Annotated in this window: 16 protein-coding genes, 1 tRNA gene and 1 pseudogene; 14 read left to right on the plus strand and 4 right to left on the minus strand. The window is 56.6% G+C overall.

The window, feature by feature from the left end:
- The first annotated feature begins 137 nt into the window (after nucleotides 1-137).
- Nucleotides 138-1655, plus strand: a complete 1518-nt coding sequence (locus tag BLU78_RS02590) for a catalase (protein WP_044106569.1) — start codon at nucleotides 138-140, stop codon at nucleotides 1653-1655.
- A gap of 68 nt (nucleotides 1656-1723) precedes the next feature.
- Here BLU78_RS02590 and BLU78_RS02595 read toward each other — a convergent pair whose 3' ends face one another.
- From BLU78_RS02595 to BLU78_RS02605, 3 genes are read right to left on the minus strand one after another with little or no spacing between them, the layout of a single operon-like run.
- Complete coding sequence (locus tag BLU78_RS02595; protein ID WP_010264354.1) at nucleotides 1724-3172, minus strand: DEAD/DEAH box helicase; 1449 nt, start codon at nucleotides 3170-3172, stop codon at nucleotides 1724-1726.
- Nucleotides 3173-3207: 35 nt separating this feature from the next.
- On the minus strand, nucleotides 3208-4572 hold the full coding sequence (miaB, locus tag BLU78_RS02600; protein ID WP_010264352.1) for a tRNA (N6-isopentenyl adenosine(37)-C2)-methylthiotransferase MiaB: 1365 nt from the start codon (nucleotides 4570-4572) through the stop codon (nucleotides 3208-3210).
- Nucleotides 4573-5562: a YitT family protein gene (locus BLU78_RS02605; protein WP_010264350.1), complete on the minus strand. Its 990-nt coding sequence runs from the start codon at nucleotides 5560-5562 to the stop codon at nucleotides 4573-4575.
- A 225-nt stretch (nucleotides 5563-5787) separates the two neighbouring features.
- Between BLU78_RS02605 and plsY the strand changes: the two genes are divergently transcribed.
- From plsY to BLU78_RS02650, 9 genes and pseudogenes are all read left to right on the plus strand, one after another.
- Nucleotides 5788-6486, plus strand: coding sequence for a glycerol-3-phosphate 1-O-acyltransferase PlsY (gene plsY, locus BLU78_RS02610; protein ID WP_010264348.1), 699 nt, complete (start codon nucleotides 5788-5790; stop codon nucleotides 6484-6486).
- A 117-nt stretch (nucleotides 6487-6603) separates the two neighbouring features.
- Entirely contained in the window at nucleotides 6604-8304 is a 1701-nt protein-coding gene (locus tag BLU78_RS02615; RefSeq protein WP_010264346.1) for an AMP-binding protein, read from the plus strand.
- A gap of 326 nt (nucleotides 8305-8630) precedes the next feature.
- Nucleotides 8631-11874, plus strand: a pseudogene (locus BLU78_RS02620) (S41 family peptidase).
- Between the two features lie 341 nt (nucleotides 11875-12215).
- The gene (locus tag BLU78_RS02625; protein WP_010264342.1) at nucleotides 12216-15524 is read left to right on the plus strand and encodes a SusC/RagA family TonB-linked outer membrane protein; all 3309 of its coding nucleotides are present in this window, start codon (nucleotides 12216-12218) and stop codon (nucleotides 15522-15524) included.
- 27 nt (nucleotides 15525-15551) lie between these two features.
- Nucleotides 15552-17204, plus strand: a complete 1653-nt coding sequence (locus BLU78_RS02630; protein ID WP_010264341.1) for a RagB/SusD family nutrient uptake outer membrane protein — start codon at nucleotides 15552-15554, stop codon at nucleotides 17202-17204.
- Between the two features lie 12 nt (nucleotides 17205-17216).
- Nucleotides 17217-18140 carry a zinc-binding metallopeptidase gene (locus BLU78_RS02635; protein ID WP_010264339.1) on the plus strand — a complete coding sequence of 308 codons (924 nt, stop codon included), beginning with the start codon at nucleotides 17217-17219 and terminating at the stop codon, nucleotides 18138-18140.
- 12 nt (nucleotides 18141-18152) lie between these two features.
- Entirely contained in the window at nucleotides 18153-20015 is a 1863-nt protein-coding gene (locus BLU78_RS02640) for a DUF4302 domain-containing protein (RefSeq protein WP_229096534.1), read from the plus strand.
- Between the two features lie 195 nt (nucleotides 20016-20210).
- Entirely contained in the window at nucleotides 20211-21278 is a 1068-nt protein-coding gene (locus BLU78_RS02645; RefSeq protein ID WP_010264333.1) for a sensor histidine kinase, read from the plus strand.
- Nucleotides 21271-22011 (plus strand): LytR/AlgR family response regulator transcription factor, encoded by a 741-nt coding sequence (locus tag BLU78_RS02650; protein WP_010264330.1) that lies wholly within the window; start codon nucleotides 21271-21273, stop codon nucleotides 22009-22011. The genes BLU78_RS02645 and BLU78_RS02650 overlap by 8 nt, the downstream gene beginning before the upstream one ends.
- A 12-nt stretch (nucleotides 22012-22023) precedes the next feature.
- Here the strand turns inward: BLU78_RS02650 and BLU78_RS02655 are convergent, their stop codons facing one another.
- A complete protein-coding gene (locus tag BLU78_RS02655; RefSeq protein WP_010264328.1) occupies nucleotides 22024-22488 on the minus strand; it encodes a type I restriction enzyme HsdR N-terminal domain-containing protein in 465 nt (154 codons plus the stop codon).
- A gap of 51 nt (nucleotides 22489-22539) precedes the next feature.
- Here BLU78_RS02655 and BLU78_RS02660 point away from each other — a divergent pair, with 51 nt between their 5' ends.
- The 4 genes from BLU78_RS02660 to BLU78_RS02675 all read left to right on the plus strand — a co-directional run bounded on the left by BLU78_RS02660 (nucleotide 22540) and on the right by BLU78_RS02675 (nucleotide 25863).
- Entirely contained in the window at nucleotides 22540-23838 is a 1299-nt protein-coding gene (locus BLU78_RS02660) for a glycoside hydrolase family 2 TIM barrel-domain containing protein (protein ID WP_010264325.1), read from the plus strand.
- Between the two features lie 106 nt (nucleotides 23839-23944).
- A tRNA-Lys gene (locus BLU78_RS02665) sits at nucleotides 23945-24017 on the plus strand.
- A 178-nt stretch (nucleotides 24018-24195) separates the two neighbouring features.
- Nucleotides 24196-25401: a site-specific integrase gene (locus BLU78_RS02670; protein ID WP_010264323.1), complete on the plus strand. Its 1206-nt coding sequence runs from the start codon at nucleotides 24196-24198 to the stop codon at nucleotides 25399-25401.
- Nucleotides 25402-25488: 87 nt separating this feature from the next.
- Nucleotides 25489-25863 carry a hypothetical protein gene (locus BLU78_RS02675; protein ID WP_010264320.1) on the plus strand — a complete coding sequence of 125 codons (375 nt, stop codon included), beginning with the start codon at nucleotides 25489-25491 and terminating at the stop codon, nucleotides 25861-25863.
- The last annotated feature ends 1 nt before the right edge of the window (nucleotide 25864 follow it).

Consider the following 25864-nt stretch of genomic DNA (forward strand, 5'->3'; position numbering starts at 1 on the left):
TGCCTGTTCCATCCGGACACAATATATGTCATCATAAGTTTCAGTTATAGCAATATCAATATTATCTGATTGCTATTCACAGAATTATATCGTATATTTACACGAAACAATCCAGTCTCCATTAAATGAAAAGCAGTATGGACAAAAAGCAACTGACAGCCGAGAACGGCCGGCCGATCGCCGACAATCAGAACATTCAGACCGCAGGCGTCCGCGGCCCCGTGACGCTGCAAGATCCGTGGTACCTCGAAAAACTCGCCCATTTCGACCGCGAGGTCATTCCCGAACGGCGCATGCACGCCAAAGGTTCCGGCGCATTCGGCACCTTTACAGTCACGCAGGACATCACCCGATACACGCGCGCCTCGATTTTCGCCCAGGTCGGCAAGAAGACCGAATGTTTCGTGCGTTTCTCGACCGTGGCCGGCGAACGCGGCGCAGCCGACGCCGAGCGCGACATCCGCGGCTTCGCCATGAAATTCTACACCGATGCGGGCAACTGGGACCTCGTGGGCAACAACACCCCGGTATTCTTCCTGCGCGACCCGCTGAAGTTCCCCGACCTGAACCACGCCATAAAGCGCGACCCGCGCACCAACCTGCGCTCGGCCAACAACAACTGGGATTTCTGGACCCTGCTGCCCGAAGCGCTGCATCAGGTGACGATCACCATGTCGCCGCGGGGCATTCCGGCCTCGTACCGCCACATGCACGGATTCGGAAGCCACACGTACAGTTTCTACGACAAGGACAACCGGCGCACCTGGGTGAAGTTCCACCTCACGACCCAGCAGGGCATCAAAAACCTGACCGACGCCGAGGCCGAAGCGCTCGTAGGCAAAGACCGCGAATCGCACCAGCGCGACTTATACGACGCCATCGAACGCGGCGATTTCCCGCGCTGGACGATGTACGTACAGCTGATGACCGAGGAGGAGGCCCGCAACTACAAGCTCAATCCGTTCGACCTGACAAAAGTATGGTATCACAAGGATTTCCCGCTGCACGAAGTCGGCGTGCTGGAGCTGAACCGCAATCCGGAGAACTACTATGCGGATGTCGAGCAGTCGGCGTTCAACCCCATGAACATCGTCGAGGGCATCGGTTTCTCGCCCGACAAGATGCTGCAGGGCCGCCTGTTCTCCTACGGCGACGCACAGCGTTATCGTCTGGGCGTGAACCACACGGAGATTCCTGTGAACAAACCCCGCTGTCCGTTCCATGCGTTCCACCGCGACGGGCAGATGCGCACCGACGGCAACTACGGCTCGGCCAAGGGTTACGAACCCAACAGCTACGGCGAATGGCAGGACAATCCCGCCCTCAAAGAGCCGCCCCTGGCCGTGAACGGCGACGTATTCAACTACGACGAGCGCGAGCTGGACAGCGATTATTTCACCCAGCCCGGACTGCTGTGGCGCATAATGTCGCCCGAGGATCAGAAGGCGACCTGCGAGAACACGGCGCGCGCCATGGGCGACGCCGAGCTGTTCATCAAACAACGCCACGTGCGTCACTGCTATTATGCCGATCCGGCATACGGCAAGGGTGTGGCCGAAGCGCTCGGAATCTCGCTCGAAGAGGCGCTCAAAGCCGAAGACCCCGCACATCCCTCTTGGGACCCCCGCCGGCGTAAGACGCCGGTTTTAGAATAATCCCGCACCCACAAAATGAAATACCGAAAAAGCGGGGCGGTCTGAAAATTTTCAGACCGCCCCGCTTTTTACTGCTGCGAACTTTCGCCCCCTGAAACCGGCGTCTTATGCCGGCGGTTGCGGCCGCCGCGGTGACGCCGGCGGTCGCGCGTACCGCGGTTGCCCTCACCGCGCCCCGAAGCGTGGTCGCTGTCGGGCGAAGCAGGCTGTGCGGCGGCAGGTTCGGCTGTTGCTGCCGGGCGTTCGCTGCGGCGATTCCGGTCGTTGCGGCCCGAACGGTCGCTCCGTCCGCCGCGCCCGCGCCCTCCGGCTCCGGGACGCCCGCCGCCCCGGCCGCCGCGTCCGAAACGGCCGCGGTTCTCGTCAGGAGCGTATTTCGGCCCCTCCCCCACGCTTTCGGGAAGCTCGGCCTTGCGGATGTCGCGTTCGATGAACTTCTCGATCTGGTGGAACTTGCCCTGCTCCTCCTCGCTGACGAACGTCACGGCGCTGCCCGTAGCCGCCGCGCGGGCCGTGCGGCCGATGCGGTGGATGTAATCCTCGGGGTCGTGCGGCACGTCGTAGTTGAGCACCAAGCCGATATCCTCGATGTCGATACCCCGGGCAACGATATCCGTGGCGACAAGAATGCGGATCTTGTTATTGCGGAAATTGAGCATCACCTCCTCGCGCTCGCTCTGCTCCAGGTCGGAGTGCATGGCCGCCACGTCGAGTTTCATCCGTTTGAGCGTATGGGCCAGCTCTTTCACCTTCAGTTTCGACGACGAGAAGATAATCGTCTTCGAATCGGTCGGCTCGGCGAACAGTTCGCGGATAATGCCCAACTTCTGACTCTCGTAGCAGATATAGGCCGACTGGTCGATGGCTTCGTTAGGCTTCGAAATGGCGATGTTGACCTCCGCGGGATTACGGAGGATGGTTTTGGCCAGTTCGCGGATCTTCGGGGGCAGCGTGGCCGAAAACATGATCGTCTGCCGCTCCTTGGGCATGTACGATACGATCTTCATGATGTCCTCCGAGAAACCCATGTCCAGCATACGGTCGGCCTCGTCGAGAATCAGGTATTCGACGTGCGAGAGATCCACACCGCTGTTCTGCAGGTGGGCGATCATGCGGCCCGGAGTGGCGATCACCACGTCGGAGCCGCTCAGCATGCCGTTTTTCTGAATGTCCCAGCCCTTGCCGTCGCCGCCGCCGTAAACGACGGTCGTGGATATGGGGGCGTAATAGGAAAAGCCCTGGAACTGCTGGTCGATCTGCTGCGCCAGCTCACGCGTGGGCACGATAATCAGCGATTTCACCACATTGTCGGGATTGCCGTCCAACAGCAGCTTGTTCAGCAGCGGCAGCGTATAAGCGGCCGTTTTTCCCGTGCCGGTCTGGGCACAGCCGATGATGTCGCGGCCCTCCAGAATCACCGGAATCGTATGCTCCTGCACGGGAGTCATTTCGTGAAAATTCATATCCTCAAGGCCGTCGAGGATTTCATCCTCCAGGTCGAGTTCGTCAAAACGCATAAAAACAGAAATTTTAATTTTTTAATTCTTCATTTTCAATCGCGCTTTTCGGAAATGTCCTGCCCGAAAAGCGTCGCAGGCGTACAGCCCGTGATGCGCACCTTTACATAGTCGCCGACCTTGTGGTCCCCGCGGTCGAACACCACCACCTTGTTCTGCGAGGTACGGCCCGAAAGCTGGTTCCGGTCGCGCTTCGACTCGCCCTCGACCAGCACCTCGAACTCACGGCCCACGTCGCGCAGGTTGCTCGCATGCCCCAATTCGTTCTGCAGGGCGATGATCTCCTGCAGCCGGCGCGACTTCACCTCGTCCGGCACGTCGTCCGGAAGGTGCTTCTCGGCGAAAGTCCCGGGACGCTCCGAATATTTGAACATATAGGCGAATTCATACCCCACCTCACGCATCAGCGACAGGGTTTCGGCATGCTCCTCCTCGGTCTCGCCCGAAAAACCCGCGATCAGGTCGGTGGTGATCGCACAGTCGGGCAGGTAGCGGCGGATGGCGGCAATGCGATCGAGATACCATTCGCGCGTGTATTTACGGTTCATGCGTTCGAGCATCGCCGTAGAGCCCGACTGGGCCGGGAGATGGATCGAACGGCAGATGTTGGGCATTGCGGCCATGACCTCCAGCAGGCGGTCGCTCATGTCCTTGGGATGCGACGTGGCGAAACGCACGCGCAGCAGCGGCGAAACCTCCGCCACGCGGCGGATCAGTTCGGGGAAACCGGTCTCCCCGGCGCAGTAGGAGTTGACGTTCTGGCCCAGCAGCGTCACCTCGCGGTAGCCGTTCTCGAAGAGGCTCCGCACCTCTGCGACGATGGTCTCCGCATCGCGGCTCCGCTCGCGGCCCCGGGTATAGGGCACCACGCAGTAGGAACAGAAATTATTGCATCCGCGCATGATCGCCACGAAGGCGCTCACGCCGTTGCGGTCGAGACGCACGGGAGCGATCTCGGCATAGGTCTCCTCGGTAGAGAGCAGTACGTTGACGCCCTTGCCGCCCGCCTCGGCCTCGCGGACCAGACGCGGCAGATCGCGGTAAGCGTCGGGGCCGGCCACGACATCGACGCCGTGGGGTCCTTCGACCAGCTTCTCGCGCAGGCGTTCGGCCATGCAGCCGATGATGCCCACCACCAGCCCCGGACGTTCGCGCCGGTAGCGTTTCATCTCGGCCAACCGGCCCCAGATGCGCTGCTCGGCGTTGTCCCGGATCGAGCAGGTATTGATGAGGATGACATCGGCCTCGCCGATCCGTTCCGTATAGACGTAACCCGCGCGCTGCATGATGGAAACGACCGTCTCGGTGTCGCTGACATTCATCTGGCAGCCGTAGGTCTCAACGAAAAGCCTGCGGCCGGCACCCTCGAGCGGGCGCAGCGTGTTGATGTTGAAATTCATTTATTCCGCGTGTATCTCGTTCTTCTCGGGGAACTGTTTGAAGCCCTCCCCGAAGGTTTCATAGGCGTCCGTCACCACGACGAAAGCCTTGGGGTCGATCTCCTTGATCTTATGCTGCACCAGGCGCACCTCCTTGCGGCTCACCACCAGGAAAATCATGTCGCGCTGCGAATCGGTGTACATGCCCTTCGACTTAATATAGGTGGCACTGCGGTCGAGGTCGTCGATGATGAAGCGTTTCAGCTCCTCGTGGTGGTCGCTGATGATGAACAGCAGCTTGTCATACGATGCGCCGTCGAGCAGGTAGGCGATCACCCGCGAGGAGATATAGATCGTGATGAGCGAATAGAGCGTCAGCATCCAGCCGTTCGCGGCCGCGTCGCCCGTACCCAGTCCGAAGCCGATGACTGCGAGTCCCGACAGCACGACGAATCCGTCGGCCAGCAGGATGCCCGTCGAGAATTTGATCCCGGCAAATTTCTGGAGCAGCATGCCCACGATGTCGGTGCCGCCCGTGGTGGCCTGCTGCCGCACGACGACGCCCTGCCCGACGCCGATCACCACGGCGCCGATGACGCACGTCAGCAGCAGATCGTTCGAAAGATCCAGCCGCCCGCCCAGCAGCAGCGAAGGGTCCAGCGACTCGACCGCCTCGGGATCGGGGTAAACCAGCCACGTAAGCAGGTTCATGAAGCCCGGCGTATAGAGCGCCGCCAGCACCGTGCGCGTCCCGAATCCGCCGCCGAAGACCAGCATGGCCGTCAGCATCAGCGGAATGTCGAACATATAGCCGAACGTTCCGACCTGGATCGAGGGGAAGATGTTGTGCAGCACGATACCCATGCCGTAGACCCCGCCCGGGACGAACTTATAGGGATTGACGAAAAGCACGAACCCCGCGCCCATGATCGAGCAGCCGAGAAAAATCAGAAACCACGAGCGCCACCACGCCCACGAGCCCATCGGTTCGAGCAAAGCCTTTGTGTTCATACGAGCTATCTTTCTTTAAAATAGAGGCTGAGACAGCGCAAGCCGGAGGCAGAGGCGAATTTATTCGACCATGCCGAGGCGCCGCCTGTCCAAGCGGAGGTTTATCCTTGGCAAAGATACTAAATTCTCCGGAAATGCAGGCGCCGGGGCAGGAATTTTCGGCCGCCCGGTCCATATCTGAAATTTTTTATTATATTTGCATTAACAATCAACCCGCAAAAAGAGATGATTCTGACGATTTATACGGCTACTACCATGATTATCATCGCCTATCTGCTGGGCTCGATTCCGAGCGCCGTGTGGATAGGCAAGAAATACTACGGCATCGACATCCGCGAACACGGCTCGAAGAACGCCGGGACGACCAACACGCTCCGCGTGCTGGGCCGCCGGGCCGCCCTGCCGGTCTTCGCACTCGACTTCCTGAAAGGGTTCGTGGCCGTGACCCTCATCGAACTGATGCAGTACGACGACCTGATCGGCATGAACGACATCATCAACCTCAAAATCGGAGCCGTCTTCGCCGCCGTATTGGGCCATATCTTTCCGATCTTCGCGGGATTCCGCGGCGGCAAGGGCGTGGCCACGCTCGTCGGAGCCGTGACGGGCATCTATCCGCCCGTAGCGCTGCTCTGCTTCGGCGTCTGGTTCGTGATGCTGATGGTCTCGCACTACGTGTCGCTCTCCTCAATGATCGCCGGATGCTGCTTTCCGGTCTTCACGCTCATCTCGCCCAAGGTCAACGGATCGGTCCCCTTCGTGGTCTTTTCGTTCGTGATCGCCATCCTGCTGATCTACACCCACCGCAAAAACATCGAGCGGCTGAAAGCCGGCACCGAGTCGAAAATATACATCTGGAAACCCCGGCACATAAACCCCGGCGAAAAACCGGAAAAGAAAGATAAGGAACACGACCGGGCCTAACCCGGACCGCCTTTCAGGTGAAATTATCGGCCAAAAAGGATAATTTCCGCCGCCACATGCAACAAAAACGTTTTTTTACGTTATATTTGCGCCGCAATTGGCATTCAATGCAAAGATATGTTACAGGAGAACCTGCTGAAAATATACGAAACGAGTTTTCGCGAAAACCGTGAAATGTCGGCGCTCACCGACTATTTCAAGGACGAGACTTTTTCGTACTATGAAATGGCCAAGGAGATCGCCAAACTGCATCTGCTCTTCAAAAAAGCCGGCATCAAACAAGGCGACAAGATCGCGCTGATCGGACGCAACAATCCGCGCTGGTGTATCACCTACATAGGAACCATCACCTACGGCGCCGTGATCGTGCCGATCCTCCAGGATTTCACCCCCGCGGACGTCATCCACATCATCAACCATTCGGAAAGCCGCCTGCTGTTTCTGGGCGACAATTTCTGGGACGTGATCGAGGAGGACCAGATCAAACGGATCGAGGCCGTCTTTTCGCTCACGGATTTCCATGTGGTATATGAGCGCGACGGCAAGTCGCTCACCAAGTTCCAGCGCGACATCGTGAAAAACTACCGCGCCAAGTATCCGCGCGGATTCAGCATAAACGACATCAAATACCCCGAGATACCCAACGACCAGGTCGTCCTGCTCAACTACACCTCGGGTACGACGGGCTACTCCAAAGGCGTGATGCTCACGGTGAACAACCTCACGGGCAACGTGGTGTTCGCCATGACGATGGTCAACACCCAGAACGGACAGCACTATTTCCAGAAAGGCGGACGCACGCTGTCGTTCCTGCCGCTGGCCCACGCCTACGGCTGCGCTTTCGATTTTCTGGCGCCGCTGGCCGTCGGCGGGCACATCACCCTGTTGGGCAAGATCCCGGCGGCGAAGATACTGCTCGAAGCGATGGCCGTCGTGAAACCCACGATCATCTGCTGCGTGCCGATGATCCTCGAAAAGGTCTACCGCAAGCAGGTGCTCCCGATGCTGGAAAAGGGCCCGATGTCGATCGCCATGAAGATTCCGCTGCTCAACTCGGCCATCTATTCGGTGATCCGCAAGAAGCTGATGGACGCATTCGGCGGCAACGTCGGAATATTCATCGTCGGCGGCGCCCCCATGAACCAGGAAACCGAGTCGTTCCTGATGAAAATCAAATTCCCGATCACCATCGGCTACGGCATGACAGAGTGCGCCCCGCTCATCAGTTTCACCCCCGACAATGAATTCAAGGCGGGTTCGTGCGGCCGTTATCTGAAAGGGCTGCTCGAAGTGAAGATCGACTCGGCGAACCCCGAACACGAGGCCGGCGAGATCCTCGTCCGCGGCGAACACGTGATGAAGGGGTATTACAAGAACGATAAGGACACCCAGAAGGTTCTCGACGAGGAGGGATGGCTCCACACGGGCGACATGGCCACGATGGACCCTGACGGCACGCTCTACATCCGCGGCCGTTCGAAGACCATGATCCTCTCGGGCAACGGACAGAATATCTATCCCGAGGAGATCGAGGACAAGCTCAACAACATGTACCTCGTGCTCGAATCGCTGATCCTCGAAGGCGACAACGGACGTCTCAAAGCGTTGGTGGTTCCCGACTACGAACAGGCAGAGAACGAAGGCGTGGACAAACTGGAACTGCCGCAGATCATGCAGAACAACCTGCAGGAACTCAACGCGCAGCTGGCCGCCTACGAACGGGTCGCCGAAATTACGATCTACCCCACCGAATTCGAGAAGACCCCCAAACGGAGTATCAAACGCTACTTATACGCACCTTCACTATTGAATAAATAAACGACCCAGGCAGGTAACCACTTGGATTCTCTATCCCAAATTCTTCATAGTCACTTGAATCCAATTTCTAACAAATGAGGCGTCACTAATTAGTTCGGTTACCTGCTTTTTTCATTCCCCCGGCTCCTGCGAGCCGGGGTTTTTCTGTAACAGGAGTGTGCATCTGCTTTATGACGCCTCCTTCCTCAATATTAAATATATTTTCTTGTACTTTTTATAGGATGAGTAAAATTTTTTCTTATATTTGCAATAGTCCGTGGGCAGAGAGAGCGGCACGTTGTTTAATTCAAGCCTCATCAATGATATAACGAATACCTCAACCGGATATGAACCTGCGAATTATAAGTCTGCTGTATGCTTTAATTCTTGCTTTCCCGATCAAAGCAGCGCCACTCTGGTTGCATTATCCTGCCATATCTCCGGACGGTTCGCAGATCGCCTTTACCTATAAAGGTCATATATATGTAGTTTCAACGCGCCAAGGGGGGGGGGGAATTCGCCCGTTCTGTTACATCGGATGATAGTTACGCCTGCTATCCCGTCTGGTCTCCCGATTCGAAAACGTTAGCCTACGCCTGCGATCGGTTCGGCAATTTCGACATCTTCACCGTCCCCGCCTCAGGGGGTGTTCCCACACGCATAACAACACATTCGGCACACGAAACGCCTTTCGCGTTCTCGAACGACGGCCGCAGCATCTATTTCGGAGCCGCCATTTCCGATGCGGCGGAAAGCGCTCTTTTCCCGAAAGGTTCCATGGAGGAACTCTATCGCGTCAGCATTCGGGGAGGCCGCTATGAACGTGTACTGGGCACACCGGCCCAATGGATATGTTTGGGCAATGACGGAAAATCATTCCTCTACCAGGATCGCAAAGGCGGGGAAAACGAATGGCGCAAGCACCACACCTCTTCCGTCGCACGCGACATCTGGAATTACGACACCGTTTCGGGCAAACACACCCGCCTGACGACCTGGGAGGGCGAGGATCGCAATCCCCGGTACTCGCCGGACAACCGTTCCGTCTATTTCCTGAGCGAACGCAGCGGGAGTTTCAACGTCTGGAACATGCCTGCCGACAATCCGTCGGAAGCCCGGCAGGTGACTTTCTTCAAAACCCACCCGGTGAGGTTCCTGACGATCTCCCGCGACGGAACGCTCTGTTTCGGCTACAACGGCGAAATATATACGTTGGACAGCGGCTCCCCGTCGCCCCGGAGACTCGACGTAAAAATCGTCTCCGGAGAACCGGCGGACAAGTATGCAAGACTGCCGGTCAAGGAGGGGCATGACGTAACCGTTTCCCCCGACGGCAGGCAGATCGCCTTCGTTTCACGCGGCGAGATTTTCGTGACATCGGCCGCATACAACACGACACGACGCATAACGACCACTGCGGAGGCGGAAGAAAATCCCGATTTCGCCGCCGACAACCGCACGCTGGCCTACGCTTCTGAACGCGACGGTCATTGGAACATCTACACGGCGGCGATCGTCCGGGACGAAGATCCCGATTTTCCGAATGCGACGGTGCTCGAAGAGAAACCGCTGTTCAAAGCGGGGAAAACCGACCGGACATGCCCGAAATACTCTCCCGACGGAAAGGAACTGGCCTTTGTGGAAGACCGCTGCCGTCTGATGGTTCTGAACCTCGCCAGCGGCAGGACCCGCAGGATCACCGACGGCGAACGGGCGTATTCCACCGACGGAAACATGGATTACGCATGGTCGCCCGACGGCAAATGGTTCGCCCTCAGCTATACGGGCAACCGTCATCACCCCTATTCCGACATCGGCCTCGTCAGCGCTCAGGGCGGTCCGATCCGCAACATCACCAACACGGGTTATTTCGACCGGCAGCCGGTATGGTCGCCGGACGGGAACGCGATTCTCTTTTCGTCGGACCGCTACGGCATGCGCAGCCACGCCTCGTGGGGGTCGCTGCACGATGTCATGATCGTCTACCTCAACCGCAGGGCCTATGAGACCGCGCGGATGAGCGAGGAGGAGTACGCATTCCACAAGGAGGCCGAAAAGCGTTCCGGGAAGGACTGCGAAACAAAAGACTCCGAAAAAGAGAGTGATTCCCCGAAAGATATCATCGTGGAACTGGACGGTATCGAGGAACGCATCGTACGTCTTACGCCCTTTTCCGGCAACCTGCGCGGATACACGCTCGACAAAAAGGGCGAACATCTCTATTACTCGATGTCGTACGGAGCCGCCTACGACATCTGGCAGCTGAATCTGCGCAGCCGGGAAAACAAGGCGCTGCACAAAGGACTGGGCGGAACGCTTGTCTGGGACGGCCGGATGGAGACGCTTTTCAGTTTCGGGCGCGGAATGAAGAAGTTCAAAAACGGAACCGGCGCGGCGGAAACCGTACAGCCGAACGGCGTCCTGCAACTCGACCGGCGCGCCGAGCGGGCCTATATGTTCGACCGCATCCGCCGCCAGGAGCGGGAGCGATTCTATGAGGAGTCGATGCACGGCGTCGACTGGGAGGCGATGTGCCGCAATTACGAACGTTTCCTGCCGCATATCACCAACGACTACGATTTTGCCGAGATGGCCAGCGAACTGCTCGGAGAACTGAACGTCTCCCATACCGGATGCCGTTACAGCCGCCCGGCGAGCCCCGATGACGACGCCACGGCCGATCTGGGGCTGATTTTCGATTTCAGCTACCGCGGCGACGGACTTCTCGTGGCCGAGGTGGTCGCAGGAGCGCCGTTCGACAGGGCGTCGTCAGATGTCGAGGCCGGAGACATCGTGGAGCGGATCAACGGACGGGAGATTCCGGCCGGAGCCGATTTCCATCCCCTGCTGAATCACCTCGCCGGACAGCGCACGCTGGTTTCCCTCTACCGGCCGTCGGCCGGAAAACGCTGGGACGAAACGGTGGTTCCCATCTCTCAGGGCGCACTTTCGAAACTGCTGTACAAACGTTGGGTGAAACGGCGGGCCGCCGATGTCGAACGGCTTTCGAACGGCCGTTTGGGATACGTCCACATCGAGTCGATGGGCGACGCCAGTTTCCGCACGGTATACGCCGACATGCTGGGCCGCTACAACCATTGCGAAGGAATCGTCGTCGATACCCGGTTCAATGGCGGAGGAAGATTGCATGAGGACATTGAAATCCTGCTCAGCGGGGAAAAATACCTGACCCAGGTCATCCGCGGCAAGGAAGCCTGCGACATGCCGAGCCGGCGGTGGAACAAGCCTTCGGTCATGCTCACCTGCGAAGCGAACTACTCGAACGCCCACGGAACCCCCTGGGTCTATCAGTACCGTAAAATCGGTAAAGTGGTGGGAATGCCTGTCCCGGGAACCATGACGAGCGTGTCGTGGGAGCGGTTGCAGAATCCCGCCCTCGTTTTCGGCATTCCGGTCGTCGGCTACCGCACGGCATCGGGAGCGTATCTCGAAAATTCGCAGTTGGAACCGGATGTAGTGGTCGCCAACACCCCCGAACTGGTGGTATGCGGCCGGGACGAACAGTTGGAGCAGGCGGTAAAGACGCTGCTCGAACAGATCGACGCCCCCGCCGGACACCGATACCGATGACCGTCGCCGGGCGGCGCTCCCGTCGCATCGCCGCCGCGTACGGAAACTCCCCGACCGTCAAAACACCGCACGCACCCGCGTGTACTTCATTCATTAACCCAAAAGCCATATTATGGACAAAATCGTCTCTTCCTTGTTGCTTTCCCCGCATATACACTGCCCGGGGAAGGGATTTCGGTTCACCCGGAAACAGACGGCCGGCGCTGCGGAGGCAGCCGGGCCGATCTCGCCGAAGGGGGCGCCGCACGAACCCCGAGCGTCTCTTTCCGTCCCGATCCCCGGTTGCGAAGCCTCCTTTCTAATTCCATGAACGGTATGTATTAACCCAATTTCACTCCTCTATGATAAAAAAATTACTTTTATCGCTGTCGGCGGTTTTCTGTATGACGGCGGTTTGGGCCCAAACCCAGACGGTCAAAGGTCGTGTCGTCGATGAGAACGACGCACCCGTCATCGGTGCGACCGTCGTCGTCAAGGATCGCCCGACTATCGGCACCTCGACCGATGTCAAAGGTGAATTCGTTCTTTCGGGAGTTCCCCAGAAGGGGAAGCTCCAAATCTCCTACGTGGGCTACAAAACCCAGGATGCAGACATCGCCGCAACCCCTGTCAAGGTGAAACTCGAACCCGATTCCCAGGCCGTCGAAGCCGTCGTGGTAACGGGTATGACCAAAATGGACAAGCGGCTGTTCACGGGAGCCGCCGATCAGCTGATCGCCGACGACGTGAAACTGGCCGGTATGGCAGACATCAGCCGCGGTCTGGAAGGCCGGTCGGCCGGCGTGTCCGTCCAGAACGTATCCGGCACGTTCGGCACGGCGCCGAAGATCCGCGTGCGCGGCGCAACGTCGATCTACGGCAGTTCGAAACCCCTGTGGGTCGTTGACGGCGTCATCATGGAGGACATCGTCGACATCGACGCCGACGACCTCTCTTCGGGCGACGCCACGACGCTCATCGCGTCGGCCATCGCCGGGCTCAACGCCGAGGACATCGAAAGCTTCAACATCCTCAAAGACGGTTCCGCCACTTCGATCTACGGAGCACGCGCCATGGCGGGCGTGATCGTCATCACCACCAAGCGAGGCCGCGCCGGCGTCAGCACCATCAATTACACCGGTGAATTCACCTACCGCATGATCCCGTCCTACAAAAACTTCAACATCATGAACTCGCAGGATCAGATGTCGGTGTACATGGACATGCAGCGGAAAGGATGGCTCAACCTCGCCGAAACCATCACCGACTCGGAGTACGGCGTGTTCGGCAAGATGTACCAGCTGATTGCGGCCGGCCGCTTGCAGAACGATGATTTGAGCACGTCGAACTACCTGCGTGCGGCGGAATACCGCAATACGAACTGGTTCAAGGAACTGTTCAACAACAACGTCATGCACACCCATTCGGTGAGTCTCTCCTCCGGCACGGAGAAATCGTCCTACTACGCTTCGCTGAGCGCCATGAGCGATCCGGGATGGACGAAGACCAGCAAGGTCGAGCGTTACACGGCCAATGTCAACGCGACCTTCAACATTTTCAGGAACCTGTCGCTGAACCTGATCTCCAACGGCGCCTACCGCAAGCAGAAGGCCCCGGGAACCCTGTCGTCGGCAACCGATTACGTCACGGGCGTCGTGAAGCGGGATTTCGACATCAACCCCTATTCCTACGCGCTCAACACCTCGCGGACGCTCGACCCCAAAGAGTTCTACACGCGCAACTACGCCCCCTTCAACATTCTGCACGAACTGGACAACAACTACATCGACCTTTCGGTCGTCGAAACCAAATTCCAGGCGGAGCTGAAATGGACGCCCGTCGAAGGACTCGATCTGAGCGCCCTGGGAGCCGTGAAATACCAGGCTTCGATGCAGGAGCACAATATCACCGAATCCTCGAACCAGTCGGTCGCCTACCGCACGATCGAACCCACCACCGTCCGCGACAAGAATCCGTATCTCTACAAGGACCCGGACAACCCCTATGCCGTGCCGGTGACCGTACTGCCCGTCGGCGGTATCTACGAGCGCACGGACAACAAGATGCTCTCGTACGACTTCCGCGCTTCGGCGACTTACAACAAGACATTCAACAACACGCATATCATCAACCTCTACGGCGGTATGTCGGTCAACAAGATCGACCGCCACAACACCTGGTTCCGCGGCTGGGGTCTCCAATACGACATGGGCATGCAGCCCTATTACGATTACCTCGCCTTCAAGCAGGGCATGGAGAACAGCAGCAAGTACTACACGATCGGCGACACGTTCTACCGCGAGGTGGCCTTCTTCTTCAACGGCACCTACTCGTACAAGGGACGTTACACCGTCAACGGCACGTACCGCTACGAGGGGACCAACAAGATGGGAAAGAGCCGCCGGGCCCGCTGGCTGCCCACCTGGAACATTTCCGGGGCATGGAATGTCCATGAAGAGAAGTTTTTCGACAAGATACGCCCCGCGCTGTCGCACCTGTCGCTCAAAGCGTCCTATTCGCTGACCGCCGACCGCGGCCCGTCGTACGTAACCAACTCGCTGGCCGTCATCGAGGCGACGACGCCGTGGCGTCCGTCCAGCGGCGACAGCGAGACGGGTCTCAAAGTCTCGAACCTGGAAAACGCACAGCTCACCTACGAGAAGAAGCACGAGCTCAACCTCGGCGTCGACGCCGGGTTCGTCAACAACCGCATCAACCTGGCCGTGGATTGGTACAAGCGTAACAATTTCGACCTGATCGGCACGGTTACGACGCAGGGCATCGGCGGCGAAGTCTCCAAATACGGCAACGTCGCGGAGATGAAATCGAACGGTGTAGAGGTCAGCCTTTCGACCAAGAACATCCAGACGAAGAATTTCAGTTGGACCACCAATTTCATCTACTCGCACATCCACAACGAGGTCACCAAACTCGAAACCTCCACCCGTGCGATGACGCTGGTGTCCGGAACCGGATTTACGATGGAGGGCTATCCCGCGCGTTCGCTCTTCTCGTTCCAGTTCGCGGGTCTGGGCGAAACCGGACTGCCGGTGGTCGTCAACACGGAGGGCAAGCTCAGCTCCACCTCTTTCAACTTCCAGGACAGCAACGAAAAGAATCTGAAGCAAAATCTTGTCTACTCCGGACCGGTCGATCCGACCGATCTGGGCAGCTTCGGCAATACGTTCCAGTACAAGGGATGGCGGCTGAACGTCTTCATGACCTATTCATTCGGCAACGTCGTACGCCTGAACCCGGTTTTCAGCAGCATCTACTCGGACCTCGACGCCATGCCCCGCGAATTCAAGAACCGCTGGATGATCTCCGGCGACGAGTACGTTACGGACATCCCCGCCATCGCCTCGAAACGCCAGCGCCAGCTCAACTCCTCGATCTCGTACGGATACAGCGCCTATAACTACTCGACGGCCCGCATCGCCAAGGGCGACTTCATCCGCATGAAGGAGATTTCGCTTTCGTACGACTTCCCGAAGAGCCTCATTTCGAAACTGCGCCTGTCGTCGCTTTCACTCAAGCTCCAGGCCACGAACCTGTTCCTGATCTATGCCGACAAGAAGCTCAACGGCCAGGACCCCGAGTTCTACAACACGGGCGGCGTGGCAGCTCCCGTGCCGCGTCAGTTCACGCTCACGGTACGTATCGGCTTATAACCCCCGGTCATTCAAAAAAAGATTCCTATGAAAAAAAGCATCAAATATCTATTGGGCGCAGCGATCGTCGTTCCGGCGCTGGTGTCGTGCAGCGATTTTCTGGATCAGAATCCCGACCTGCGCACCACGCTGGATTCCGAGGAGAAAATCGCCAACATCCTCGTTTCGGCCTATGTGAGCGGAGCGGGCAGTTACCAGCTGGTCGCCGAGCTCTCGTCGGACAACGTCTGCGACCACGGCATCAAAAAAGACTACAACCAGTTCTATCAGGACGTTTACGAATGGGCCGAGGAGGTTACCAGCAACAACGATGCGCCGCGCAACATTTGGAGCACCAACTATAAAAACATCGCCAACGCCAATCAAGCGCTGGCGGCCATCGAGGAACTGGGCGGCCCCGCCACGGCGAAACTCAAGGCCAGCAAAGGCGAAGCGCTCCTGTGCCGCGCCTACTCGCATTTCGTGCTGGCGAACATATTCTGCATGCCCTACAATCCCGCAACGGCGGGTGATTACATGGGCATACCGTATATGGACCACGCCGAAACCGACCTCAATCCCCAATACGAGCGCGGAACGCTCCGTGAGGTTTACGAGAAAATCGGCCTGGACATCGAAGAGGGCATTCCCCTGCTCGACGACACCTCCTATTCGGTCGCCAAGTATCATTTCAACTACAAGGCGGCCTGCTGCTTCGCCTCGCGCTATTACCTCTTCATCCAGGACTGGGACAACGCCATCAAGTACGCGACGAAAGTGCTGACTTCCAATCCGGAGTCGCTGCTGCGCGATTACGATGCGATCGCGGCCCTGCCCAACAGTTCCAGCCGGCATCAGGCGTACGTCAGCTCGTCCAGCACAGCCAATTTCCTGCTTCAGGCCGCCACCTCGAACAGCGGACTGCTTTTCGACTGGTACAGCACCGCCGGACGTTATTCGCACGGTAAAATTCAAGGGACCTACGAGACCGTTCAGCCGAAAAAGGGCGGCCCGTGGGGCAGCGGAGTGAGCTTCAAGGCCGCGCATGCGGTGCTCTCGACCTCCGGCAAATACGTCCTGCCGCGCACGTGGCGCGTATTCCAATACACCGACCCCGTAGCCGGGACCGGCTATAACAAGGCCGTGTCGGTGCTGTTCTGCACCGAAGAGGCGCTGCTCAACCGGGCCGAGGCTTACATCATGAAGATGAGCGAGGACCCGGATGCCGTGAACAGTGCGCTGGCAGACATGAACCTCTATGCCTCGAACCTCTTTTCGGCGGGCTTCAGCCCCATGACGGAAGCCTCGATCAGGAAATGGGCTACGGAGACCTATCCCGACTATTCCGAACTTTACGTCGGGAAGACCTCTGCCAGCAGTCCGCAGACGCTCAACCCCAAGAAGAAACTCCATGCCGCTCCCTACAACGCGCTCGAAGAGGGCGGCGCACAGGAGAACATGCTTCAGGCGTTGATCTTCATGCGGCGTTACCAGTTCCTCCACGAAGGCATGCGGTGGTTCGACACGCGACGCTTCGGCATCACGGTCTACCGCTACCTGCTGGACGAGGACGATGAAACCGTTGTGCAAATCACCGATCAGATCAGCGACGAAAACGGCACGCCGGACCTGCGGCGCGCCCTGCAACTCCCTGCCGACGTTATCGCCGCCGGTCTGACGCCCAATCCGAGAAACAAATAAACGTATGTGCGTATGAAAAAGAATCTGATATATCTGCTGTTTTCCGCCGTGCTGTTCTGCACGGCACTGACGGCCTGCTCGGAAGACGAACTGAGTGCGACCAGCGTGGTCCGTCCCTCGATCACCGAGCAAAACGATTTCGACCGCTGGCTCGACCGCAATTATGTCCAGACGTACAACATCAAATTCAAATACCGCTTCGAGGACATCGAGTCGAGCATGGGCTACTACCTCACGCCGGCCAAGTACGAACAGTCCATCGCCATGGCCAAGCTGATACGCCACATGTGTCTGGAGGTTTACGACGAGCTGACCGGCAGTACGGAGTTTATCCGGAACTATTTCCCGAAAATCCTCTATCTGGTGGGGTCGTACGCCTACAAGACCAACGGTTCGGTGGTCCTGGGAACGGCCGAAGCCGGCGCGAAGATTACGTTCTACAACCTCGACAACCTCGTGCCCAAAGAGGTCAATGCGAAAACGTCCTATTTCAAAACGACGCACCACGAGTTCGCCCACATCCTCAATCAGACGAAGCCCTATCCGACCGATTTCACGGAGATATCCGGTCCGAAATACGTACAGGATCAGTGTTTCGAGATCTACAAGACCGAAGATCAGGCGCAACAGGACGGTTTTATCTCCCGCTACGCCTCGAAGAGCGACGGCGAGGATTTCGTGGAACTCATCTCCCTCTACGTCAACCGGACCGCCGAGGAGTGGGAGTCGATGCTGAAAACAGCCGGCTCGACGGGCCGCGCCACGATCGAAGCCAAGTTCGAGATCGTGTACAACTACATGAGCAACAGTTGGGACATCGACCTGAACAAAATGCGTGAAATCGTACTGCGGCGTGCGGCCGAAGCCCCCGACCTCGACTTCGACTCGCTCGACGACGAAACGGACGCTCCCGAAAATTCCGGTACAAACGAATAAGCGACACCAAATATGAAAAGATCAGCAATCATACTGTTATTGTTTCTGGCCGTTCCGGCTCTGCTCACTTCATGTCTGTTCGACGAGGAGGATTTGTTCGACCAGTCCGCCTCCGAGCGCATCGAAGCAGCCAAGCAGGAGGCCAAGACCATACTCGAAAGTGCCGAAAACGGATGGCACGTGCGTTATTTCCCCTCCCCGACCCTGGAGTTCGGCGGATACAACCTGTTCTTCAAATTCTCCGATGGCAAGGTTACCGTGGCCTCCGAAATCGAAAGGGACCCCTCGACTACCGAGACGAGTCTCTATTCGCTGGGCGAAGATCTGGGCGTTACGCTCAATTTCGACACGAAGAACGCCCTGATAAACTATTTCGTACATCCGAGAAACCCCGACGGACTCGGATCGAGCTACAAGGGCATGGAGGGCGACTACAAATTTACGGTGATGGAGACCTCGGCCGAGCAGGTCATTCTGCGCGGAATCATCTCAGGGAATTATTACGTGATGACACCGGTCGCCGCCGAAACCGACTGGGCGTCGGAGATGGAAACCTACCGGAACAACTCAGAGGACATGGCATTCAGCTCCTATTCTTTCGTCGTGAAGGGCAAGGCGTATCCGGCGACGCTCACAAACCGCCGCTTTGCGGTCAAAATCGACAACGAAACCACGTTTTACGTACCGTTCATCTACACCAGGACCGGCCTTAGCTTCTACATGCCGATCGAGGCCGACGGTGTGACGGCGCAGGATTTCGATTTCGTCGACGGCTACTATTTCGCTGAAGCCAACGGCGCCGACTTCAAGATCATGACGCCCGAGCCGATTCGTTCGGACATCAAATTCGAGGTAACGGTTCCCGAGGAAACCAAAACCTATAAAAAGGTCGTCGTGAATGCCGCACCCTCGAACGATACGGAGTACTACTACATCGGCGTGATGCCGAAATCCGAATTCGAGGCCCAGCGGGAAAAGAAACTGCTGCAAAACCTTGTCGGCGTACTCAACAGCAACATCGGAGCCGGAGACGATCCCGAAACCATCGCCGCAAGCCTGTTATACAAGGGCAACGGCTCCTATACGCTCGACTATCCGAGTTTCTACGACGAATACGTAGCCGTAGTATTCGGCTGTGCCATTTCTGACGGAGCCATACTCTCCACCACATCCGTCACTTCGCAGCCGTTCTCCGTCAGCCCATCACTGCTGCCGGACAATGCGGCCGGCAACTACAAGAGGTGGCTGGGCAAATGGGCCGTCACGAGCACGTCGTCCGAAACGAGCGGCACGTCCTATACGTTCTACATCACGGTCAAACCCAACGTCATCAATTCGAGTTACAAGATCTCGGGATGGGGGTATACGACCTATGCGAATCTGGTCGACATCTCGGCTACCTACCTGTCGTCCACGGGAGTCCTGCGCGTTACGGGCAATCAGGAGAATCTCTACCAGACGAAGACGGGAACGGTCTACCTCGCCAACCGGTACGTCAACCGGGATACCGGAAGCGGATACGGCATTCTCAATTCGACCAATGCTTCGAACCTGGTGGCCACGTACGAAGAGTCCGGAAAGGCCAAGATGGTCGGTCGCAACGGATCGCTGTCCAACGGTGTGAATTTCACGATCAGTTGCCTCGAAATGTATGAACGCAGGGCCGGGTCCACTTCGTATTACTACCTGCCGATCGCATCGGGTTACACCTCGCTGGACTACTTCGTAGGACCTTACACGATGGTTCAGTTGGTGGATGCCGACGGCAATGAGATTTCCGGAGCCGGGCCCCGGGCGACAGCCGCAACGACGGCCGCAATGCCCGGACCGGCCGCGAAGGCCCTCGGCTCGGAGAGTGTCGCAGCCCGAGAGTGATCCCTTGCTATCCCCGAACAAAGAGCTGTCTGCTGGATGCAGACAGCTCTTTGTATGAAATCTCGTATACTGCGATCCGGCTGCCACATCGATGACTTGGAATCCATAGCTTCCGGCGGCGGACTTTGCAGCGGCGTCGTAAGCAGCGACGGGAGGGGCTTTTGCTCCCATTCATTTTTTTCCTATCTTTACCCCATGAAGATCCAGAAAAAACAAGCCATCGGCGAAAACCTGCTTTATGTGATGGTCTGGGCGGCCATCATCCTGGTACCCGTGCTCAACTCCCAGATGATGTCGGAGATGCACGTCAACCTGGAGAACGTGCTGATCGCCTGGCGGCAGATCGCCCCCTATCTGATCATCTTCCTCATCCACAACGCTGTCATCGCACCGCGCTACATGCTCCGACGCAAGTATGGGAAATACCTGCTGAGCAACCTCGCGCTGATTATCAGCGTCTTCTGGCTGGTGCAGATCTACGAGGACCATCTCTCCGACCACCTTCTCAAACAGGCCGATCCCGAGGCGCTCGACGCCTACCGCAAGGCGTCGTTCTCCAACCTGGAGATGTACTGGAGCGTTGTGCTGGGGTTCTTCATGACCGGCGCCAACACGGGCATCAAACTCATCTACCAGTCGATGCGCGACGAGCAGCAAATGGAGGTGCTCAAACGCCAAAACCTGCAGGCAGAAATGGACTACCTCAAATACCAGATCAACCCGCACTTTTTCATGAACACGCTCAACAACATCCACGCGCTGATCGACATCGACACCGAGTCGGCCAAGAACGCCGTGATCGAGCTCTCGAAGATGATGCGTTACGTGCTCTACGACTCGGGCCGCGAGATCATCTCGCTGAACCGCGACATCCAATTCCTGAAAAATTACATCGAACTGATGCGCATCCGTTACACCGACGATGTGGACATCCGCGTGGAGTATCCCCGCGACCTGCCCGAGCAGGTGTCGATCCCCCCGCTGCTGCTGATCGTGTTCGTCGAGAACGCTTTCAAACACGGCATCAGCTACAACCATCCGTCGTTCATCCACCTGCGCATCGAATATGCCGACAAGACGGTCACGGGGACGCTCTCGAACAGCCGCCACCCGGCGGCCGCCACAAAACAGGCCGGCATCGGACTGGACAACGTCCGCAAACGCCTGGCCCTGATCTACGGCGAAAAGAACTACACGCTCGACATCCGCGAGGAAGAAAGAACCTATACCGTAAAACTCGTAATCCCGACGCTCAATGCTTAAATGTATCGCCATCGATGACGAGCCGCTGGCTCTGCGTCAACTGACAAGCTATATCTCGAAGATTCCCTATCTGGAACTCGCGGCAACGTTCAACAACGCCCTCGAAGCCCAGCAAATGCTGACCGGGCAGCGCGTGGACCTGATTTTCGTGGACATCAACATGCCCGACCTGAACGGTGTGGACTTCGTTCGCGGACTGATCGAACGCCCGATGATCATCTTCACGACCGCCTACTCGGAATATGCCGTCGAAGGATTCAAACTCGATGCCGTGGACTACCTGCTCAAACCCTTCGGGTTCGCAGACTTCAGCCGCGCGGCCGCCAAAGCCAACTCCCTCTACGAGCTGCGCCACAACCAGCGCATGCCTCAGGAAGGGGAATCGGAGGCGCTGCCCAAGGACAAGGAGTACATCTCCGTAAAGGCCGACTACAAGGTCTCGCTGGTGAAAATCAGCGACATCATCTACCTCGAAAGCGAAGGCGAGTACGTGCGCATGCACCTCATCGACGGCTCGACCATCACCACGCTGTTCCGTCTCAAAAACATGGAGACGGCGCTTCCGTCGGAGCTGTTCATGCGCGTACACCGCTCGTACATCGTCAACCTGCGCATGATAAAGGCCTACGTCAAAGGACGCATCTTCCTCAGCGACACGGAGTACGTGCCGATCGGCGAGAATTACAAGGAGGCTTTCCAGGGATATGTGGACAAAAATTTCCGGAACCTCTAAGCGGATTCCGGATTACGGGCGGGACGGCTCTCCGGAGAGGTTCGGGAATCCGTCGAGTCGGACATACTCCCCGTCGCGGCATTCGCAGCAATAGTGCCTCAGTCCGTTGGTCAGGATCAGGTAGCGGGCGTTGAGTACCGAATTATAGCGCACGGCCTGCGCGAACGTCCGGCTGTCGATCGGGATGCCCGGAGCTTTGCATTCGGCCAGAAGCAGCGGCTCGGCACGGTCGCCCACGACCACCACATCGGCCCGCTGGGGCTGTCCGTTGAGTGCCACGGCATACTCCTGGACAACACGCTTGGGCTGAACCCCGCAGTGCTCCGTCAGGTAGGCGATGAGATGCTGCCGCACCCACTCCTCGGGCGTCAGCACGAGGTAGATGCCCCGCAGGGCGTCCCAGACCTCCACACCGTCGCCCCGGCGGCGGGCACGCAGCCGGATGGCCGGAAAATTGAGTTTAGGCAGTTCGGACATCGCAGTTTTGAAAAATTTCCGTAACTTTACGGAGGACAAATATACGAACTTATGCGGACTATTCTTTCGACCATAGCGCTTTTTTCCCTCTGCGGGCTCTTCGCCCAGGAGTATGTGCCTACCCACGGACGCGAACTGCCGCGCGGCGGACTGCTCGTCTACCCTTCGGCCGAAGCGGCCACGGCGGCCGACGGCGGCGACAACCGGTATTTCACGCGGCTGACGGAGTGGAACCTCCAAGGCAACGTCTTTTCGACCGATTTCACCGTGCCTTTCGCCTGGGCCAACCGTCAGGTCCTTTTCCACCTGGGCTGGGCTTCGGGCGACTATGAGGTGCGCGTGAACGGCCGTCCGGCAGCCTACAACGCCGACGGAAATACCCCGGCGGAGTTCAACCTCACCAAGTTGGCGAAGGAGGGACGGAACACGCTCGAAGTCATCGTCGCACAGCCCTCCCCCACGGCTCCGCTCGAGAGTTGGAAGGAGACTCCCCAGCCCGCCATCGGGAAGGCTTGGGTGATGAGCCAGCCGACGCTGTACATCCGCGACATCGTCACCCGGACCCGGCTTGCCGAGGACGGCAGCGCTACGGCCGAAGTGGCCGTCGTGCTGAAAAGCAACGCCCTCAATCCGCGCACGTCACGCATTCACTACGAACTGCTCACCCCGACGGGCGAGCGCGCCGCCGCCGGCCATAAGGATTTTACCCTCGACATGCGGCGCGAAGATACGCTGCGTTTCCTGACCCGCATTCCCACAAACATGCTGTGGAGTGCCGATCTGCCCACACAATACACCCTGCGGCTCAAAACCCAGCACGAAGGCCGTTATGTCGAGTATCTGGAGCTCCGCCCCGGGTTCCGCTCGGTAGAGATGCACGACGGCCGGATGTCGGTGAACGGGCAGCCCGTGACGCTGCGCGTGCGCGAAGTGCCCGCCTCGATCACCGAAAACGAAATCGCCGCGCTCCGCGAGCAGGGATACAACACGCTCAAACTGCTGCCGGGCCCCGTACCCGAATCACTGCTGGATTTTTGCGACATGCAGGGCCTCTATGTGATCGCGCAGGTACCGATCGACACCCGTCGCAGCGGGGATTCGCGCCGCCGGGGCGGCAATCCGTCCAACGCACCGGAATGGCTCGGGGCTTATCTCGAGCGCACGGAGAACAGCTACCATACGACCAAGCGTCACCCATCGGTAGTGGCTTTCTCGCTGGCCGAGAAGTCGGCGAACGGGATCAATCTTTACGAAAGCTATTTGAATATGAAGCGTTTCGGTGATACGCGCCCCTTCATCTACCCCGATGCAGGCGGCGAGTGGAACAGCGACAAACTGGCGCTGGAATAACTCCTGACGGCAAAAGAGCGAAATTTTGATAAAATTTTTCCGACAAAATTTTTGGAGATAAAAAAATTATAGCTACCTTTGCACTCGCAATCGGATAACGATTGATGCCTCTTTAGCTCAGTTGGTAGAGCACGACACTCTTAATGTTGGGGTCCAGGGTTCGAGCCCCTGAGGGGGTACAAAGCAAAAGACTGATAATCAATGATTATCGGTCTTTTTGTTTTTTGTATCCCAATCCAAACTCCTGACAATACAAGCCAATAACGGGCATTTTCAGCAGAAAATGGTTACCAATTTGGTTACCTGTTTTAGTCGGTAACTCCCCTGCTCCTTTTCATCTGATAATCTTGCAACAATATGATTATCAAGATTCAACCTATTTGCAAAAAGAACAAAATCAAAAAAGACGGTCTGGCTCCCATATATCTCCGGTTTACCTATAATGGGGAGAAAAGATATGTAAGCACCGGAATCTATATCCAAGCTAAGGACTGGAATCCTGACACCCAGCGCTTTATAAATGAAAATTCAGAAAATGAAGAAATCCGGCTGAAAATCGAGAGCATCAGATATAAGTACCTCAAGCGGCTGAAACAACTGGAGGCTTTAGACAAAGAGATCACATTGGATGCCCTGCTCGACGAGAAAAAGGCGAGAATTGCCACATATACCGTGAAAGAGTGTCTGGAGCAAACTATCAAACGGTTGGAAACTTTGGGAAAATACAACTCTGCTTCCAAGCACAAAACAGCATTATCCTTGTTCATGCAATTTAAACCCACCCCAACCCGGTTGGAAGAAATCAACTTTCAGCTTTTGGAGGAATTTGAATTATTCCTTATTCAACGGGGCAACCAAAGCAACAGCATTGCCACAAAATTCAGCCTGTTGAAAGCGGCCTATAACAAAGCTGCGGAAGAAGGAAAATTCACGTCTAAAATCAATCCATTCATCAAATTCAAGGTAGGCAAATTGTGGACCTCCACCCACAAACGGGCTATTGCCAAACAACACATTATCCTCATAGAAAACTACTCCCCGCAATGCACCAACACAGAATATATCTTATTAGCCCGTGATCTATTTCTTTTCAGCTACTATACAGCCGGAATCAATTTCGGCGACATGGCACGGCTGAAACAGGAAAATATTGCAGGCGAGAGGCTCTATTACACACGGCATAAAACCGGGAAATTACTCTCTTACAAATTGATGCCTAAAGCATTGGAGATAATACAACGATACCAAAATCCAACTTCCGAGTATCTATTTCCAATCCTTAACAGCAGTCACAAAACAGAGTTGCAGAAATTCAACCGGATACACAAAGCCCTTGCTAAAACCAACAAGGCTCTGAAACAAATCGGCGAGGAATTGAAAATCCCAAATAAACTGACTACTTATGTAGCAAGGCACAGTTATGCGACAGTCCTCAGAAGAGCTGGAGTAGCAACCTCTATTATCAGCAGTTCTCTGGGACACAGTTCTGAAAAAGTCACCCAAATTTATCTGGATAGTTTTGAAAATAAACAGATTGACGAGGCAATGCAACATCTTGTATAAAGTTAAGGGGAACAGCAATATTCCCCTTAACTTTTGCTATATTTGCTCAGATAGATTCCATATATGAATAAAAATTAAGTGGGCGATATGGTAAAAGCAGACAGTCTGAAAGTAGAAGAAGCGATAAGCAAGCATTTAACAAGTGAAAATGATAAGGGGGTTGATGAACTGTCAGGTATAATTATTACAGGAGAATTACTCCCCGACAACGAGGCAATACCAGCAGAAGAACAAAACTCCGAGCAGGCTTCAGAAAAGGTGTCCCAAGAAAACATTCCCAATACCTATGGGGATTTATTCGACACGCCCAATTTATGGATAAATATAGATAGGACAAACGGAAACAGAAAAGAAATTTACATCTCTGAAAACGAGGTAATAAATTCTCTGGAAGATTTGCATCACGACATAGTGGAATTTCCTGACAATGAGGAAGAATTAATAGCAGAGATAAACAAATAAA

This window comes from Alistipes timonensis JC136 (genome assembly GCF_900107675.1).
GTDB lineage: Bacteria > Bacteroidota > Bacteroidia > Bacteroidales > Rikenellaceae > Alistipes > Alistipes timonensis.